The 19,350-nt window shown below is 29.6% G+C and carries 17 protein-coding genes; 10 read left to right on the top strand and 7 right to left on the bottom strand.

From position 1 onward, the window contains the following. The 5 genes from WBG30_RS03775 to WBG30_RS03755 all read right to left on the bottom strand — a co-directional run. Positions 1–2,146, bottom strand: a 2,146-nt coding sequence (locus WBG30_RS03775; protein ID WP_424503314.1) for a TolC family protein, incomplete at its 3' end; no start/stop codon positions are given. Between the two features lie 134 nt (positions 2,147–2,280). Next, on the bottom strand, positions 2,281–2,832 hold the full coding sequence (locus WBG30_RS03770; protein WP_424503313.1) for a TetR/AcrR family transcriptional regulator: 552 nt from the start codon (positions 2,830–2,832) through the stop codon (positions 2,281–2,283). Between the two features lie 65 nt (positions 2,833–2,897). Next, on the bottom strand, positions 2,898–3,674 hold the full coding sequence (locus WBG30_RS03765; protein WP_424503312.1) for an MlaA family lipoprotein: 777 nt from the start codon (positions 3,672–3,674) through the stop codon (positions 2,898–2,900). Continuing rightward, a complete protein-coding gene (locus WBG30_RS03760) occupies positions 3,675–4,928 on the bottom strand; it encodes a serine/threonine protein kinase (RefSeq protein WP_424503311.1) in 1,254 nt (417 codons plus the stop codon). Between the two features lie 188 nt (positions 4,929–5,116). Further along, a complete protein-coding gene (locus WBG30_RS03755; protein WP_424503310.1) occupies positions 5,117–5,752 on the bottom strand; it encodes a hypothetical protein in 636 nt (211 codons plus the stop codon). 212 nt (positions 5,753–5,964) lie between these two features. Here WBG30_RS03755 and kdsB point away from each other — a divergent pair, with 212 nt between their 5' ends. After that, positions 5,965–6,702, top strand: coding sequence for a 3-deoxy-manno-octulosonate cytidylyltransferase (kdsB, locus tag WBG30_RS03750; RefSeq protein ID WP_424503309.1), 738 nt, complete (start codon positions 5,965–5,967; stop codon positions 6,700–6,702). A gap of 71 nt (positions 6,703–6,773) precedes the next feature. Here the strand turns inward: kdsB and WBG30_RS03745 are convergent, their stop codons facing one another. Continuing rightward, positions 6,774–7,154, bottom strand: coding sequence for a LysM peptidoglycan-binding domain-containing protein (locus tag WBG30_RS03745; protein WP_424503308.1), 381 nt, complete (start codon positions 7,152–7,154; stop codon positions 6,774–6,776). Positions 7,155–7,229: 75 nt separating this feature from the next. After that, complete coding sequence (coaBC, locus tag WBG30_RS03740) at positions 7,230–8,402, bottom strand: bifunctional phosphopantothenoylcysteine decarboxylase/phosphopantothenate--cysteine ligase CoaBC (RefSeq protein WP_424503307.1); 1,173 nt, start codon at positions 8,400–8,402, stop codon at positions 7,230–7,232. Positions 8,403–9,260: 858 nt separating this feature from the next. On the opposite strand from coaBC, the gene WBG30_RS03735 reads away from it, so the two are divergent. The 9 genes from WBG30_RS03735 to WBG30_RS03695 form a co-directional block, all read left to right on the top strand. Beyond that, positions 9,261–10,529, top strand: coding sequence for an ABC transporter substrate-binding protein (locus WBG30_RS03735; RefSeq protein WP_424503306.1), 1,269 nt, complete (start codon positions 9,261–9,263; stop codon positions 10,527–10,529). Positions 10,530–10,542: 13 nt separating this feature from the next. Beyond that, on the top strand, positions 10,543–11,478 hold the full coding sequence (locus tag WBG30_RS03730; protein ID WP_424503305.1) for a carbohydrate ABC transporter permease: 936 nt from the start codon (positions 10,543–10,545) through the stop codon (positions 11,476–11,478). Between the two features lie 9 nt (positions 11,479–11,487). After that, a complete protein-coding gene (locus tag WBG30_RS03725; protein WP_424503304.1) occupies positions 11,488–12,288 on the top strand; it encodes a carbohydrate ABC transporter permease in 801 nt (266 codons plus the stop codon). Then, positions 12,267–13,403 (top strand): GNAT family N-acetyltransferase, encoded by a 1,137-nt coding sequence (locus WBG30_RS03720; protein ID WP_424503315.1) that lies wholly within the window; start codon positions 12,267–12,269, stop codon positions 13,401–13,403. The genes WBG30_RS03725 and WBG30_RS03720 overlap by 22 nt, the downstream gene beginning before the upstream one ends. A gap of 9 nt (positions 13,404–13,412) precedes the next feature. Next, the gene (locus WBG30_RS03715) at positions 13,413–15,122 is read left to right on the top strand and encodes a DUF4091 domain-containing protein (RefSeq protein ID WP_424503303.1); all 1,710 of its coding nucleotides are present in this window, start codon (positions 13,413–13,415) and stop codon (positions 15,120–15,122) included. A gap of 15 nt (positions 15,123–15,137) precedes the next feature. Next, positions 15,138–16,109: a uroporphyrinogen decarboxylase family protein gene (locus WBG30_RS03710; protein ID WP_424503302.1), complete on the top strand. Its 972-nt coding sequence runs from the start codon at positions 15,138–15,140 to the stop codon at positions 16,107–16,109. Positions 16,110–16,819: 710 nt separating this feature from the next. Continuing rightward, complete coding sequence (locus WBG30_RS03705) at positions 16,820–17,467, top strand: corrinoid protein (protein WP_424503301.1); 648 nt, start codon at positions 16,820–16,822, stop codon at positions 17,465–17,467. Beyond that, positions 17,468–18,526 carry a uroporphyrinogen decarboxylase family protein gene (locus tag WBG30_RS03700; protein ID WP_424503300.1) on the top strand — a complete coding sequence of 353 codons (1,059 nt, stop codon included), beginning with the start codon at positions 17,468–17,470 and terminating at the stop codon, positions 18,524–18,526. It begins immediately after the preceding gene. A 69-nt stretch (positions 18,527–18,595) separates the two neighbouring features. Further along, positions 18,596–19,350: uroporphyrinogen decarboxylase family protein (locus WBG30_RS03695; protein ID WP_424503299.1), on the top strand; the 755-nt coding region annotated here is incomplete at its 3' end.

Genomic DNA, 19,350 nt, shown 5'->3' with positions numbered 1-19,350 from the left:
GAGAATCTAGTAACTCAGTTATAGATACTTCTCCTCTAGAATATGAATCAGTTACTAATTCAAGAGTTTTAATTGCAGCAACTCTTGCATCTTTTGAAGTTTCAACATTTATTTTAGCTGTTATTAAGTCTGTAAAAGAAGCTCTGATATTTTGTTTAACACCATTTTCAACATCTTCTTTTTGAATTGTTAGTTTTTGAACTTGTTCTGTAGCAGTATTTTTCTTAGCTATTCTTTCTCCACCTTCTAATAATGGAATACTCACTTGTATTCCTACAGTCCAAGCTTCTTTTCTAGGATCACTATTAGGATCAGAATAAAGAGTTCCACTACCACTTCTATCCATATAATAGTTATAGTCAGCTGTCAACGCTACTTCAGGACTATAGAAATTTCTATTTACTTCCTTTAATTTTCTTTCAGCAGCTATCATATAACTTTTGATCTGTTTGATCTCTGTAGAATTTTCAAGTCCTAATATTATTAATTTATCTAAAGTATCATCCATCACATTTTTCTTAGTTAATTCCAAACCTGCTATTCCTAAAAACTCTTCAGTATCTAAAACGTCTATAGGTTGAAAATTTGTGTTTAGGTCGTTATTTAGAATTCTCATTAATTGCTCTTTGGCATTTTTAAGTTTAGCTTGGGAATTGCTTAATTTACTGATGTCTGTAGCGAGTTTACTTTCCCATCTATATACATCTGATTTTCTAGAGTATCCCACTTTTTCTCTGACTTTAGCCAACTCTAAATTCTTTTTAGTCAGTTCTAAGTTACTGTATTGTATGCTTTTAGAAGCATTTAGTTTCAATACATCAAAATAAGCTGTAGAAATTTTTAAAACTGTATCCAATTTACTTTGTTTATAATTTTCTTTTTCTGCATTATAAACATTTTTTTCTATAGAGACAGATGAATTTAATTTATCGTTCCACAGGACTTGTTTTAATCCTACTCCTACATATGTATTTTTTTTCTTAACATCGTTAGGAGCACCGGCTTGTCCTTGATCTACAATTTTATATCCACCTGCTGCTATTATTTGCGGAAGTCTAGATGATTTAGTTGCATCTAGTTTATATTCTTGAATATTTAGATCATTTTTGTCTATTGTTAGTTGCAAATTATCTTCTAGTCCTTTGCTTATAGAAGTATAAAGCGTTAATTCTTCTCCTAAATCCTCTTTTCCGATTATCTTAGCAGAGACTGTTGTTCTCCAATTTGGCCATTTTCCTATTTTTTCAGCTACAGATTGATTAATAACTGGTCTTAATTCTCCACCAACTACATACACTTTTTGATCTTTTGCATTTTCCCCACCTAATATTTCTAGTAGTGAAATAGCAGATTTTCTGAGTCTTCTTTGGGTATTTGTATCTACTTCGAAAGATAGGTATGCTTGTTCACTTATATCGCTGCCATATCCATCAGCGTATGTTACTATTTCTTCGTTGTTTAAAACATTTATAATTTGAGCAAATTTATCACTATCAGAAAAACCACCTAAAAGAGCTACTGTTTGTCCTTTTACATCTTCAGCTAATTTTTCATAATTGCCATTAAAAGGGATCCATTTTACCTTAGATACTCCATTTTTTCTGACTTTTTCTTCTATAAAGGAAAACATTTTTTGATCTACATCAAAAAATTCTTCAGGTGCTATAAGAGCAATTTCTGAAAAATCTCTATCTACACTTCTAAGAAGCTGAAAGATTTTATCAAATCCGATTTCTTGGACACTATAAGTGAGATTTTCAACTTGACTAGTTTCACCATGAGAGATATATTGAGTAAAAGGCATAATGCTTAATTTTTTTATACTCTCTTTGCTAATGATCTGATTAGATACTAGATGGTCTCCACCTACTATTACATCGACTTTTTTATTTTGAACTAGGTTAGAATAACTTTTATCAATTTCTTCTGGACCTTCTTTTGCTATAAGCTGTAATTCCTTGGGGAAAACTACAGTATAATTTCCTTCTAAAACATCTGTAAACTCCTTTTCAATGATACTTTGAGAATTTTTTATATTATTACTACTTTTTTGACTGTATAATACAGCAACATTTACAACTTCTTTGGAAAAAGTGCAAACATTTATGATGAATAACATAACAATTAAGCTTATTTTTTTTATCAATTTTGTCTCCTCCTATATATTTAATTTTATTTATTTATTTAATTAATTAGCTATCAACTTTTTGTATTCGTTTCCATTATTTACTAATTTATATTATATGTAAAATACTTTAATTTCCTATAAATTGATTTTTATTAATTTGTTATGCTGTTAGTGATATATTTACTGATATCTAGTTCTATATTATTGAATACTCTTCCATAAATATAACTTCCAATACTCATAAGTATTATCCCCATGGTAGTTTCTTCTAAATTTTTTGTTATATTAAATTCTTTTTTTTCTATTCCTCTCTTTAAAATTTGCAAGACAAATTCATGAGTTTTTAAAGAATGTTCTCTTATTTTATTTTGAAGGTTTAATGGTAATCCATTAAAATCAAAAGTTAATTTTGCAATTACTTCGTAGTATAAGGTTTCTTCTGTATTTGCTTTTATTAAATAAGCATTTAATTTTTCTTTTTCACTTTCATAAGTTAGTATTTTATCTTTCTTTATTATTATTTTTTCTTCTATCAATTCCATTATTGCAATACCTAGATCTTCTTTCTTTTTAAAATAATGATAGATACTAGATTTTGCAATTCCTACTTCATCTGCTACTTTCTGAAAACTTAGCCATTCGTATCCGTTTTCACTAACCATTTTCAGAGCTGTATTAATTATTTTACTTTTGGTACTATACATTCTCTTCTTCCTCCTTAATAACCTAATTATTATAGCCTACCTATAGGTCGGTGTCAATCTAAAAATTAATTTTTTTTAATGTTAATTTTTTTAATTTCCATAGATTTTAAATAAAGTAATCGGATATATTCGTACTCAAATGGAGTTCCTAGGCTATAATATTGAAAATCAACACCACTTCTAGCATCTACCGCTTCTAGACCTTTGATAGCAAGGTCATGCCATAAAGTATCTGACCCCCCATAGATATTGATAGGATCAAGGGGTGCTCTTAAAACAAAGGTTGTCAGCAAGGAACTGGCATTTCGAAGGTCACTAGGTCCCAAAAATGGGAGGATTAGATATGGTCCATCCTTTACTCCGTATATTGCTAGGGTATCATTTAGAGTAACCTTGTGTTCAGGGATCTTTATAAGGGTTGCTATATCAAATAAACCTAGAATACCTGCTGTAGTATTTATAAAAAATCTACTTATTCCTGTAAATATGGTTTTGTAATCTAAAATTAAAATTCCATTTACTGTACTGATAGGTTCATATAAGTTGTTAAAAAAATTACCTACACCAGTTCTGATTGTTTGTGGAAGAAAAAATTTATATGAATTAGAGACAGGTAAAGCCACCCAATAATCAAATTGGTAGTTAAAATAGTAGATCCTTCTATTTAATGGTTCAAAAGGGTCATATGCATACATGAGGTTAGATTCTCCATCATTTAAATTAAATTTAAAATTTTCTTTTGTAGTAGTTTTTTTTGTTACATTATAAATTTTTTTTTCCTTTACTTCTAGTTTATTACAACCCATAAAAATTAAAGTTATTAAAATAAGTACTTTTTTCATTTATAACTCACCTCTTTTAAGGTAATCCATCATGAAAGTTATGTTATCTTTATAGAAAATATTTCCACAATGTCCTCCATATGGATAAATTTTTATTCTGTTTTCCATGGTGTCTTTTAAATATTTTAGATTATCAGGAGTTAATATTAATTCATCTTTATTGGTAATTACCATAATATTTTTAGCAGATTTTAAATACGGTTCTATAGATTTTAAGCTACTATACTTTATCATTTTTTCCATAGTCAGAGTTTTATCTAATCTTTTATATGTTTCAAACCCGATTCTGTCTATATAGTTTTGAAAATTGCTATAATTAACAGCACTATAATATTCACTCATGCTTTGGAATTTAGTTAATTTTTTGTCAGGGTCTGTATATATTCCAGTTTTAGTCATGAGGTCACTAATATAGTTGACATCTATTGCTACAAATCTAAATGTAATACCAATGAGAATTTTTAGTTCATCATCATTCATATTTAATTTTTTAAAAAGTGAATAAATTGTAGCTTCATCTATTTTCATCTTTCCATTTTCTTGACTATATTGCATTATACCTAAAATTATTTTTTGTAATAATTGATCTAATTCCTCTTCGGTTTTTATGTTATCATCTAATAAATGGTCTAATAGTTTAGCAGAATCGTATAAGCTTACAGTTGGATTGATCGATAGAATCCTTTCAAAGTTAAAATGCTTTTTTCGACTATCTATCTCTCCAACAGCTAGGGCAATTGTACCTCCTAAGCTATATCCGGTAACATAGGTTTCTTTATACTGAATTTTGTCCTTTACTTTATTCAAAGCTAACCCCATTATGTCGTATATTTCATTGCTGTCTTTTTCTAAGAACCCTGGAGCATGGGTTTTAGAAGCAGAAATAATAAAATTATAATCAAAGCTAGTAGGAAGCATAATAACACTAAACCCATTTTGGTATAATATTCTACTCATAGTCAGCATCTTACGGGAATTATATTTAGATCCTGTTCCAGCCAATAAAAATATAAGAGGAGCTTTCTGATCTTGAGCCATTAAACCAAATCGAAAGCCATCTAAGTACCATAGATTAGGTGGAGCTTTTTCATTTTTTAAGTTTAATCGTATCTCCTTAAAATCTGTATTTTTAAATGGCACCATATTTTTAGTCGGAGTGCCAAGAACTGTTGCTAAATATGGATCTGTATATGGATAATCGTATCCATAACTCCATAAACTTATAATTATATATATCAATATTATTTTTTTCATATGAACTCATCCTTTTTTTATTTATTTTATACCTATTTAGATATTTATTCTGTTTGACCTAAGAGTTTCCTTTATTTTAGTCGTGTTTTACATTATTCTATCTCTTTTCTATTATTTTATTAAAATTTTGTCTTTTAAAGTTATTGACAATTATATAAAAAAAGAGCATAAATTATGCCCTTAAAATCTTATAGATATTGGATTTTATAAGATATAGCGGTTAAAAATAGTGTTACTAAAAACGGGTTTTCTTCGACAGGTAAATTTAATTTATAATAGATAATTTCTTCTAGTATTTTTAAGTCATCATCATCAGCTTTTTTAGCGATTTCAAATATTGTTTTATTAAGTAGAGTTCTATTTTTTTCTTCACTTAATATATCTTTTATACCTCTAGAAATAATATCACTTATGTCAGCATCAGGTCCTTTTTCATCTAATAAAATTTTTATTTCTAAGGCATATTGTGTGATGAATGTATTTGAGTCATTTATATGAAAATATGCAATTTTTTTCTTTATAAAATCACTCATATGAGAAATTTCTTCTTCTACTGCGTCAATAGATATAATTTCTAGTAATTTATCATGTGTTTTTTCAAAATGTAGATAAACACTTCCGTCGACCTCTTTTAAAATTTCAACAAGGCCATTTCCTTGTAATTTTTTTAAAAATTTAGAAATTATTTTAATGTCTATTTCCATTTTATTAGAAAGATCACTTATAGAAAGATTATAATTGAATGTTTCATTCCCTAATTTTGGTGCAATTAATCCTTTTAATAGATTAAAAAAAGCTATATCTTCAGATATATTTTTATTCATTTCTCCACCACCCTATTATTTTAAAATAATACTTATTTAACTTATAAGTCTTTATTTATTATATTATAAATATTTACTCCTAATAAATCAACAATTAATTTTATATCCCAAAATAAAAGAACGTTAATTAGTATACTTAAAATAAATTAACTTCCTTTTTTTTTAGGCGATTTTATTGTATAATTAAGGAAAAATTGTAATTGGAGGGAAATATGAAATTTTTGGGAGTTATTCCAGCACGATATGCTTCAACAAGGTTAGAAGGGAAACCTTTAGCGGATATAGATGGACATTCTATGATTGAATGGGTATATAAGCGTAGTTTATCGTCTAATCTGGATATGGTCGTTGTAGCAACAGATAATCAACTTGTATATGATAAAGTGAAGTCATTCGGAGGAGAAGTTGTCATGACCTCTGAGAGTCACCAAAATGGGACTTCTAGAATAGCTGAAGTTGCAGAAATTTATAGTGAATTTGATGTGATTATAAATATACAAGGTGACGAACCTCTTATAGAAAAAGAGATGATTAATGCTCTGATTACCCCATTTTTAAAGGAACATAACTTGAGTATGGCAACTTTGAAACATAGGATAGATTCTATGGAAGAGATAGAAAATCTAAATAATGTAAAGGTGGTTACAAGTAAAGACGACTATGCAATTTATTTTTCTAGATCACCTATTCCATATCCTAGGGAACTTGATATAAAAAATTATTTTAAGCACGTAGGAATATATGGGTATAGAAGGGATTTTGTTATTAAATATTCACAGATGGATCAAACGCCTTTAGAGATATCTGAATCATTAGAACAACTTAGAGTTTTAGAAAATGGTTATAAAATAAAAGTTTTAGAAACCCCTTATAAAATAGTAGGAGTGGATACCAAGGAAGATTTAGAAAGAGTAAGGGAAATAGTAAAAGAAGGTAAAATTACTATATAAATTAATAAAAAAGATGACCTCTTAAATTCAGAGATCATCTTTTATTTTTTTTATAAGTGGTTCTTAATAACTTATTTTGTAGGTACTGTTAATATTTGACCAGCTTCAATAACATCTGGGTTAGAAATGTTATTATCTGTAGCTAATTTTTCCCAAGACACATTATATTTTAATCCAATTCTAAATAAGTTATCTCCCTCTACAACTGTATAGCCTGCAGGAACTTTTTCTACCATTGGAGCATCTTCAACAACGACTTCTTCTTCCATAACCGGCTCTTCAACAGGAGCAGGGGCTTCTTCAGTTACCATAGTTTCTTCAACAGGAGCAGGAGTCTCTTCTACGACAACCTCAGAAACTACAGGTGTAGGTTCTACTATATCTTCCTTTGGTTCGTTACTGCTACATGCTACAAGTGATAATGCTGCTAATAATATTAATAATTTTTTCATTAAACTCCTCCTAATTAATTTGGTATTGATACGATTATAGTATATAAATAAGAATTAGTCAATATATATATTAATTTATTTTAATGTTTCTAAAATTTTAAATGCAAGGTCTTTTTTTTTCATTTTTGGGATTTCCAAAATATCTTTATTCTTATTAATAAAGAACACTTCATTGCTTTCATTTCCAAAAGCACTAGTAGAATTAGCTACTATTAGAGTTAGATTTTTCTTTTCTAATTTTTTCATGGCATTTTCGATTAGGTTATCAGATTCGGCAGCAAATCCAATAAGAGTTTGTTCTTTTTTTCTCCTACCCATTTCCATTAGGATATCTGGATTTCTAGTTAATTCGAAAACTAGATCACCATCTTTTTTTTTGATTTTAGAAGTTGAATATTTTTTTATTCTATAATCTGCAACAGCAGCACAGCCAATAGCAATATCCATTTTTTCAAATTTATTAAAGACTGCTTCATACATATCATCGGCACTCTTTACAGATATAAATTCTACACCATCTGGAACTTGAAGATGAGTTGGGCCACTAATTAAGGTAACATTGGCTCCTAACTCAGCACTTGCAGTAGCTAAAGCATATCCCATCTTACCTGTAGATCGATTACTAAGATACCTAATAGGGTCGATGGCTTCTTCAGTAGGGCCAGCTGTAATTAAGATATTTTTATCCTTTAAAAACTTTTCTTTTTCTAAAGACTCAAAATGATTATTTACAATATCGACTATATCAGTTTCTTTTTTTAGTCTTCCTTTAGCTATCCAGTCACAGGCAAGTTGGCCTGAATCAGCATCTATAAAGTTATATCCATAACCTTCTAATTTTTTGATATTATCTTTTAGGATGGGATTGTTATACATATTTACATTCATGGCTAGAGCAAAATAAGTAGGAGCACAAGATGCAGAGATCACAGTAGAAAGCATGTCGTCAGCTATACCATTTGCAACTTTTCCGATGATGTTATAGGTAGCAGGTGCAATTAAAACTAGATCAGCCCAGTCGGCTAAGCTTATATGTTCTACTTCTATGTTTGATTTTTCAGCCCACATATCGATAGCTACTCTATTTTTAGAAAGAGTCTCTAGGGTAAGAGGTGTGATTATTTCAGTGGCATTTTTAGTCATTACGATCTTTACATTATATCCATTTTTCTTTAAAAGAGAACAAATATTAGCAGATTTGTAGGCTGCAATTCCACCAGTAACTCCCAATAGTATATTTTTATTCATTGATATATCTCCTTTTTTTACAATTTTTCATTAAATTTGAGGGTTTTATATTTATAAGTATATCATACTAAAAAAAAAAGAAAAATACGATTTCAAAGAAAATGAGAGATAAAAAAAATAGATAAAAAATGTATATTTTAGAAAATTAACTTAATTTAATTTACTTTTTAATGACAACTTAAGGAAAAAATGGTATAAATTATGTAAATAAATTTTTAAAGGAGAAGAAATATGTTTAAATTTAAATTTAATTGAGCTTGATTAGCAAATAAACTTCTGGATGAAGTTATGATGGAGCTTTTAGGATTTGAAAAAGGATATGTTAAGTAGTATTTACTATTTTAATATGATAAACATTTATTCCATTTCACTCTTTAACTTCCAACCCATTTTGAAATTATTATAGATATAAATAAAGATATTAACGAGATATTATGACCTTGATATTTTATCTATTTCTAAGATAATTGTTTTCGGAACTATTCTGTTCCAATTAACATTCACTGTAAAAATAAAATTTAATAGAAAATGCATATTAAACTATTTAGTTATAGTAGTTATTTATGCCATCTTTTTTAATACATAAATATAATTTATCTTTCGTAAAATAGAGAGGTCATTTGTAATGATTAAATTAAAATCATTAATTTTAAAAATTTAGTTTAAATCTTTAGTCATGAGCTTTTTTCTCATTATTTCTTTGTATTGAAAATAAAAGAGACAATAAGAAAATGGAGAGAATACATATAATAAAAAATCGAATAATCAGTATTTAAGAAGAGATTAATTGCTTTAAATTTTAAAAAATAGAGTGAATATATTATCTTTTTATATAAACTAAAAAATAAGGAGGAACAAATGAAAAAAATATTAACGTTAATATTGTCATTAATTTTATTGACAGCAGTAACAAGCACAAAGACAATGGCATTTTGGGGGAAGAAGGAAAAAAAGGAAAAATTGGTAGTGTGGTTACCGCCTATTGGGGAAAATGATAAAGTTATATGGGAACCTATCATGAAAGAGTATGGGGAAGCAAACAATATAGAAATAGAATTAGAAATTATTCCATGGGAAAACTATTCTGAAAAGTATGCTGTTGGGATTGCTTCAGGTCAAGGACCAGACGTAGGATATATGTATGCTGAAATGTTTCCACAATTTATAGAGATGGGAGCAGTTGAAGACCTTACTCCTTATCTTACAAAGGAAGATTATGATAAATATATATATATCAAAAACGGAGAAATGATGGGTGGTATGTATGGATTAGGACTAGAAGCCGCTAATCCTGCAATTATTTATTATAACAAAGATATTCTTGCATCTATAGGTGAAGATGTACCTGTTACGTGGGAAGATTTTATAAGATCTGCAAAAAAGGCTACTAAAGATACTAATAATGATGGGAAAATAGATCAATGGGGATTTTCTCAAGGATGGGGAGCACCTTATTTTGGAGATTTAAACTGGAATTGGTATGGATTCCTTTGGCAAGCAGGTGGAGATATATTTAATGATGATTTAAAATCTGTGAAATTTAATAATGAAGCGGGGTTAAAAACTGCTAATTTCTTAAAAGATTTAAAGTTTAAATACGATGTATTACCTCCATATTATATGGCACAAACTAATAAAGAAATGTTACAAACAACATTTGGTCCTGGAAAATCATTATTTTCTATATATTTATCTTCAGCAGCAGGAGAGATATTAGATAAATCATTTCCTGATTTGAATTATGGAATGATTCTTTCACTTGAAGAAGAAAGTAAAGGTACATTTGCATCAGTAGATCAGTTAGTACTTATGTCAGGTGCTAAAGACAAAAAATTAGCTTTTGGACTGATAGAGTATATGTTAAGTTCTGAGTCTATGACTAAATTTCATAAACATCACCCAAGAGCACCAATTGTTAAAGGCGAACCTTATCAAGGTGATCCAAGATTACAACAGATAATTGAAACAAAAGTGGGAGTATATAGACCACTTGTAGTAGGGCCTCATGGAGAAGAAATATATGAATATCTTTGGAAGCAACTTCAAATGATGATGACAGGGGAAAAAACTGCTAAAGAATCTTTAGATGAAGCGGCAGAATATTCTAATAGATTATTAGCTAAATAATAAGGAGTTGGATATGCAAAACACAGAAATTCTTTTAATCAAAGAAAAATCTAAGAAAAGATTTTGCATAAAAAAGCTAGTAGGTAATGGGAAGCCCTATATTTTTATAGGGCCTCTTAGCCTCCTACTATTTACTTTTTATGTGATACCAATTTTTCTTTCAATATACTTTAGTTTTACAGACTATAACATCATAAAAAAACCGGAATTTATAGGAGTTTCAAATTATAGTGATCTTCTTTTGGATAAAACTTTTAAAGCATCTTTAAAAAATACTTTTTTATTTACATTGGGGGTAGTGCCTGCCCAGACTATTTTTTCTTTAGTTATGGCTAGTTGGCTAGTAAGTAGAGGGAAAAGTAGACTGACAGAATTTGTAAAAGGGGCCATGTTTATACCAGTAATCTCCTCTATGGTACTAGTTAGTATTGTGTGGAGGATATTATTAAATGGAGAAGGATCGCCTCTTAATTTGATCCTTAATGTATTGAATATAACTCAACCTAACTGGTTAGGGGATTCGTCTATAGTGTTATTTGTTCTTATGGGAATAACAGTGTGGAAGAATACGGGGTATTTTATGATCCTTTATATAGCTGGATTGATGGAAATACCAAAGAATTATACAGAGGCTGCCAAGGTAGACGGAGCAGGAAGATGGGATGTTTTTTATAATATAACTTTACCTTTACTAAAACCTACAACAATAATGGTAGTTTTTTTGGGGATGGTATGGTCACTTCAAACTTTTGATCTTATTTATACTTTAACAGGGGGAGGGCCTGGAAATTCTTCTATGACCCTTGTCCTCCATATATATAACAATGCCTTCAAAAATTTGAATGCAGGGTATGCAATGACTGTAGCCAATATATTACTTTTATTTTCGTCTATCGCAGCAATAGTTCAGAAAAGTTTTTTAAAAAAAGAAAAATCAGAAGTTTATTAGGAGGAAAGGATGAAAAAACAATTAGGAAGACTGGTTTTAATATTAATAGCCAGTTTTATGATAATCCCATTTCTTTATATGTTTATGACATCTCTAAGGGTAACTTATACAGCTTATAACTTTAAGTTTGCTTTAGATGATTTGACACTTAAAAATTACAGAGAAATTTTTTATAACACAAGTTTTATTATTTATTTTTTGAACAGTTTATTCATATCACTAAGTGGAGTTTTATTGACCGTAGTATTTAGTTCGATGGCAGGGTATGCTTTTGCTAAACTGGAATTTAGAGGAAGGGAAAAGATATTTTTCTTTATGTTAATGACCCTTATTATACCTTCTCAAGTAACGTTATTACCACTCTATGTAATAATGAGACAGCTAGGTTGGCTAAATACTTATATGGCTTTGATACTTCCCCTTCCAACAGCTGTAGGAGTATTCATAATGAGGCAGAGTATCCTAAAAGTGCCTAGAGATCTAATGGATGCAGCTAGAATAGATGGGTGTTCAGAATTTAGAATATTTATAGAGGTGGTTTTACCACTAATAAAACCAGCAATAATAGCACTTTCAATATTTACATTTATAGGAGCATGGAACGAATTTTTATGGCCACTTATAGCTACTACTTCAAATTCTATGAGAACTCTTACTGTAGGGATGGCTAGTATGAATGCTCAGTATTCTGTTAACTATGGATTAGTTATGGCAGGGGCTACTATGACATTTTTACCTTCATTTATCTTCTATATCCTCCTCCAAAAGCAGTTTGAAGAGGGGGTAGCATTATCGGGATTAAAGGGATAGAAACTATAGAGATAAGAGGAACAAAAGAAGATGAGATAATAGAAGTAATAGATCTTATAAATAGTGTATTTAGAACTGGTAGGGGAGGTCTTCCCCATACTATGGAAAAAGAATTTCCATTACTTCTTACATCTGAAAATGCAGAAAATATGAGAATAATAAAAGAAGATAAAAAAATAATTTCTGTTGTAAATTTCCGTCCACAAAAAATATTAATTGAAGGAGTACCTATATCTACTGGATCTATAGGAGCTGTATGTACTCATCCAGATTATAGGGGGAGAAAATATTCCTCCAAAGTTTTAGGAGATGTAGAAAGAAGGATGAAAGAGATAGGAATAAATATTTGTCTGATATCTAGTACGAGAAATTTATATAAAAACTGGGGAGCTGAGAGTGTAAAAAACTGTAGGAGATACGAGGTTTTAGCAAGTCATCTTGATCTAAAATATACAGTTAGAGAATATAAAGAAGATGATCTAGTGTCATTAAAAAAAATCTATAATTCCTGTGGAACAAGATATTTAAGAATAGGAACAGATTTTGAGATACTCATAGATTCGGGGACTTTTCCCTTTGGAGATACATCGTACAAAAGGTATGTATTGGAAGATAAAAGTGATGTAAGAGGATATGTAATCCTAAAAAAAACAGATGAAAATGTAGAAGTAAAGGAAGCTGGTGGCGAAAAGAGTGAAATTTTTGGTGCACTAGGGTTTCTTGGAACTCAATTGGGTATAAATAAAATAGAATATATTTTACCTCACGGGGAAATAGCTCCTACAGGATATCATGGAGAAGTAGAAGAACTTTCAGGAAGTCTAAAAATAATAGATTTCAAAGGATTAATAGATGAGCTAAGACCATATTTTAGACAATATATTACAGCTAAAGAAGTGAAGTTTTTAGTGGTTAAAGAGATAGATGGTAGATATGAACTGAGTTTAGGAATGGAAAAACTAGAGATAGAGTCACATAAAGAACTTCTTAAGTTGATTTTTGAGAAAAAAGTTGAAAGAAAGGAAAAAAATATGGATAGAGGAAAATTGGAAAAATTTATAAATTTAGTATTTCCACTTCCATTTCCATGGACAGAAAATTTAAATTACCAATAGGAGAAATAGATGAATATTCAATATAAACTTTATAATTCAGCATTCAAACATATAGACGGTAAGGAACTTCCTGTAGAAAATAAATTAAATTTAAGTGTATTAAAAGGTGAAAAATTTGCATTTCAAGTAGCGCTACTTAGTGAAGAAAAGATATTATTTTCTCTTGGGAATTATAATCATATAGGTTATAAAGGGCTAAAAAAAAGAATAAGAATAGATCTTGAAAAAAGAGAAAACACAGAACTTAAAGAATATTTTCTAGGATATGTACTGGATGATGATTCAAAGACTCTCATAACAGATTCTATATTAAAAAAGGAATATTTATACAATGAGATAAATAAACCAACTATGATTTGGGTAGAAGGGAAAGTTGATAAAGAATATAATGGAGAAAATCTTAATATTGTTCTAAATCTATTTAGTCAAGAAGGGTATGAGACAGAAATAAAGGAGCAAGTTATCAATGTAGATATTACCGTGATAGATAAAGTACTACCTAAATTACAAGATTCTGATTTTCATTTAGATCTTTGGCAACATCTTTCATCTTGGGCAAGGATGTATGAAGTAGAATTTTGGAGTGATGATCACTTTAAGATAATAGAAAATTATACAGCAGAACTGGCTTCATTAGGAGAAAAGGTGATTACTGTTGTAGCTTCAGATTTTTCTTGGGAAGGACAGGGATGTTTTCAGGTTGAAGAAAATTGCTCAAATCTTTTTGAACATAATATTATCGGAGTAAAAAGAGATATGAAAGGAAGGATAGTATGCAATTTTACTGCCCTTGAAAGGTACCTTAATATTTGCTTTAAATATGGGATGGAAAATGAAATTGATATTTTTGGTCTTTTAGCCAGTTGGCAGAGGACAGATTTTGGAAACCCTCTAAAAGACTATGACGATTATATAAGAGTTAGTTTCTTTTCAGAAGAAAGTGGAACCTATGGTTATATAGACAACAAAAAAGATTTAGGAGAATATATTAGGCAAGTATTTGAATTTTTTAATGAAAGGAACCTCATGGATAGGGTAAGGGTAATAAGTGATATGCCTAAAAATCCAAAGGATTTCAAGAGGTGGTCAAAATTTTTAAAGGATTCAGCTGGAATGGATATTCTAATAAAAACTGCTCTACATGAAGACAGTTTTACAGATGGATTAGATGGTATTTCAGATATTTCCCTTTCTCTACCTTTATTACTAAAAAGTAAAAATATTTTAAGTGAGATAAAGGGGAAAATAAAAGGGAAATTAACCTGGTATGTTTGCTGGTTCCCTGATAAATTAAATCATTTTATAAGTTCACCTCTTATGGAGAGTAGACTAGCAGGATGGTATTCCTATTATATGGGACTAAATGGTTTTTTAAGATGGGATTATGCACTTTGGACAAGTAAACCATTTGATAATATTAGTTATAAAAGTCCTAGATGGAAGGCAGGAGATATGTTCTTTGTATATCCTGGAAGAGACATGAAACCTATAAGATCTATAAGATGGGAAAATCTAAGATTTGGGATTCAGGATCAGGAAATAATGAAGATAGCCGAAAAGAAGATGGGAAAGGAAAAAATAAATTTACTTTTAAAGGAAGTTTTAGGAGATAAAAAAGATATGAAAGCTACAGAAGAATTTTCTGTAGATATGAATTATTCTGTAGATTACGAAAAATATATGGAAATAAAAAATAAACTTATAAAGGTAATAAAGTAATGGAGGAACTAGATTATGACACTTATGGAATATATAAATCAAGAAGAGAGGGGATATCTCCTACCATTTATGGGAGCAAACGGTCCTATTATGATAGAAAAGACCATGGAGGAAATATATGCTTCTCCTAAAGAGCAATTAATGCTTGCAAAGAAGATGGATGAAAAATTTTCCAGTGATTTTATATATGCTTTAGATGAAGGGAATCTATTCTGTGATGTTTTAGGAGTTATGTTAAAAAAGCCAGATTATGACTTTTCCATGGTAATGGATCATCCAATAAAAACTATAGAGGATTTGGAAAAATTAGAAATTCCAAACCCGTATACCAATAAAAGGATGAAAACTAATCTAGAATCATTCAACCTTATTTCAGAAAATATAGATAAACCATTATTTGTATCTCTCCAAGGGCCATTTACTATGGCTGTACAGCTAGCTGGAGCAACAGGGTTACTAAAAGCAACTATAAAAAATCCTAACTTTGTAAAAAAACTTTTGGAATTTACAGGGAAAGTAGTGGATAGATATGCAAAGGCCATAGTAGAAGCCGGTGTACAGATGATATCTATAGCGGAGCCTTCTACAGTTATGTTAGCTCCTAAAAAATTTACAGAGATGGTATTAGATAATTTAAATAAAATTTTTAAAGATTTAAATTGCTGGAAATGTGTACATATATGTGGAGACACAACTAAGATTTATCCTTATATACTAGAGACTCCAATAGATGCCTTTAGTTTTGATCAAATTATGGATATGGAAAAAATTATAGAAACTTTCCCTAAAAATAAAATTGTTATAGGAAATATAGATCCTATTTATACTTTAGGAAGAGGAAGTGCAGGAGAAGTTAAAGAAGCTGTATGTGTTCTGGATAAAAAGATGAGCAACTATAATAATTTTCTTATGGGATTTGGGTGTTCATGTACAAATGATACTCCTACAGAAAATTTAGAGACTATATCTAAATGGGGAAGAAAGTAGAAAAAGAAACAATAAATTGACTCTTATAGGAAAATTGAACAAAAAAATATAGAACAATTATTTGATTTAGGTGTGTAAAAGCTAAAATATAGAATAAACGCTTAATTTTTGATGACAAATGGATTAAAAAATGGTATAAATTAAATGAATAAATTTTTAAAGGAGAAAAATAATGTTTAAATTAAGTTTTAATTGAGCCTGAATAAAATATAAACTTCTGGATGAAGTTATGATGGAATTTTTAGACTCTGAAAAAATAATAGATTAGGTAGTTTTTACTGCTTCAATATTATAAACATATATTTCTTTCAACTCTTTAACTTCCAACCCATTTTAAAATTATGATGGACATAAATAAATATATTAACGAGATAATTTGACCTTAATATTTTATAAATTCCTAAATAATTATTTCTGGAACAACTAGTTCCAACAATCACTATAGAACAACAAATGAATAATAGAATATTCTAAAAAGTTATATCTAATTAGTTTAGAATATAAATCTTTGTATTTTTTAATACAAAAATATAAGGGTTATAAAACATATGAAACTATTGATTTACAGTAGTTATTTATGTAGCCTTTTTTTATGCAAAAATATAAAAATCAACTAAATAAAAGAATGCTTTATAGGCTAAATCTATCTGTATAACTTAATAATTAGAAAATAATGTAGATTAGAGAAAATAAATAAAAGGGAGAAAAAAATGACCAAAAAAGAATTATTTGAAGAGATAAAAAACAACTTAATAGAGATGGAAGAAGAGGTTGTAGAAGAACTTTGTAAAAAATCCCTTGAAATGGGAATACCAGCAAAAGAAACTATCCAAGAAGGTTTAATCGCAGGAATGGAAGTAGTAGGCCAGCTATATGAAGAAGAGGAATATTTTTTGCCTGAAGTACTTATTTGCTCAGATGCTATGAATATCGGAATAGATGTATTAAAGCCTCATTTGGAAGGGGATGTATCTGCAGATAAAATAAGAGCAGTAATCGGTGTAGTAGAAGGAGATACTCACGACATAGGAAAGAATTTAGTTAAGATTATGTTAGAAGCTGGTGGTATAGAAGTTCATGACTTGGGAAGAGATGTAGTACTAGATGAATTTGTAAATAAAGCAAAAGAAGTAGATGCTCATTTTATTATTATGTCTACACTTATGACAACTACCATGGAAGGAATGAAAATTGTTATCGAAAAATTAAAAGCTGAAGGGATGAGAGATTCTGTAAAAGTTGCGATCGGAGGAGGGCCTATATCCCAAAGATTTGCAACTGAGATTGGGGCAGATTTATATACAAAAGATGCCAATGAAGCTGTTAGAAAAATAAAAGAAATACATGAGGCGGCATAGATGGAAATAAAAAAGGATATATTGACATCTAAAGAAAGAGTTATGGCATTTTTACAAGGAAAGCCTATTGATAGAGTCCTTTGTATGCCTATAGTTACATCTAACTCCTCCCATCTAATAGGGAAAACTATCAATGAATTTCAATTGGATTCAAAGGTTATGGCAGACTCCTACATTGCCGCATATGAAAGGTATAAATACGATTTGTCATATTTATTTACTAATACATCTTATGTTGCAGAAGCTATGGGACAGGAATTAGTCTACTATGACGATGAACCTGCATGTACTCATAATCCTATTATACAATCAAGAGAAGATCTACATAAGATTAAAGTCGCAGATAAGAATGACGGAAAATTTCCAATTTTATTTGAAGCTTTGGATATGTTAAATGAAAAAGTAGGAGATGAGGTAATTACAGCAGTATGTTTTTCTGGTCCATTATCGACTGCTGCTACTTTGAGAGGAACTCAGAATTTTATAAAGGAGATGTACAACGATCCTGAGCTTTGTATGGATTTACTTAAAATGACAACAGAAAGTTGTAAAAACTTCATGAAGGAGTGTATAGAGCATAATGCGTTGCCTATAATTTTGGAGCCAATTTCTTCTGGAAGTATACTAAGTCCTAAACTATATAAGAGATTTTCGTCACCATTTACTCAAGAATTAGTAGATTTAGCTCATGAGATGAAATCTCTCATAGCTCTACATATATGTGGAAAAACACATAAAATTATAGATCTTATGGCAGATACAAAAGCAGATATTTTAAGTATAGATATCTGTGATTTAAGTGTTGCTAGGGAAAAGGTAGCTGGTAAAGCAGCAATACTAGGAAATATAACTCCAGCAGATGAATTATTATTTGGGACAAGGGAAGACATAATGGGTGCCTATAAGAGAGTATTAGAAGAGATGGAAGGATATGCTGGTGGGTTTGTATTATCTTCAGGCTGTGAAATACCAAAAAAAGTACCATTTGAAAATATAGATGCAATGATGGATGCAGCGAGAAGTTATGGTGCTTATGATTTTAAAAGTGACATAGAATAGCTTTAGAAGAATAAAAAATAAGAGTTTATTAAGATAATAATAACTGCTTATGTTTAATATGGAGGAAATATGACTGAAAAACAAAGACTGCTAGATGTCTTAAATGGAAAAAATACAGACAGACCCCCTGTTATATGTCCAGGTGGAATGATGAATGCAGCAGTGACAGAAGTTGTAGAAGGAATGAAGAAAAATCACAACAGTGATGTAGATGCAATGGTAGAAGCTGCGATAAAAGTACATGAAATAACAGGTTTTGAAAATTATGGAGTGCCTTTTTGTATGACGATAGAGAGCGAAGCTTTTGATGTAGAAGTAGATCTAGGGAGTAAATTAGTCGAACCAAGGATAACTAAATATAATGATGATATTCTAAATTATTTAGATGAGATAAAAGTAAAACATTCTAAAAGAGCCTTAGTCGTATTAGAAGCAATATCAAGGTTAAAAAATGATGAAATTCCAGTGATAGGGAATATAACAGGTCCTATGAGTGTAGTGACATCTGTTATTGAACCAACAGATTATTACAAGATGATGAGAAAAGATAAGGTTAAGGCAATGAAATTTTTAGAAGTTGTTACAGATTATTTGATTGAATTTGCAAGTGAGATGATAGAAAATGGTGCTGATCTTATAGCTATGTCGGATCCTAGTGCAACAGGGGAAATATTGGGCAAGAAAAACTTTGAAGAATTTATGATACCTATGTATAAAAAAATATCAGAAGCAGTGCATAGAAAAGAAACAAAAATAATTATTCATATATGCGGTAAGAGTAAAAGTATATTGGAAAGTTTAAATAAATCAGGAGCAGATTCGCT

Source organism: Psychrilyobacter sp., from assembly GCF_049671765.1.
Lineage (GTDB): Bacteria > Fusobacteriota > Fusobacteriia > Fusobacteriales > Fusobacteriaceae > Psychrilyobacter.
This window is presented reverse-complemented; position numbering and strand designations above follow the sequence as displayed.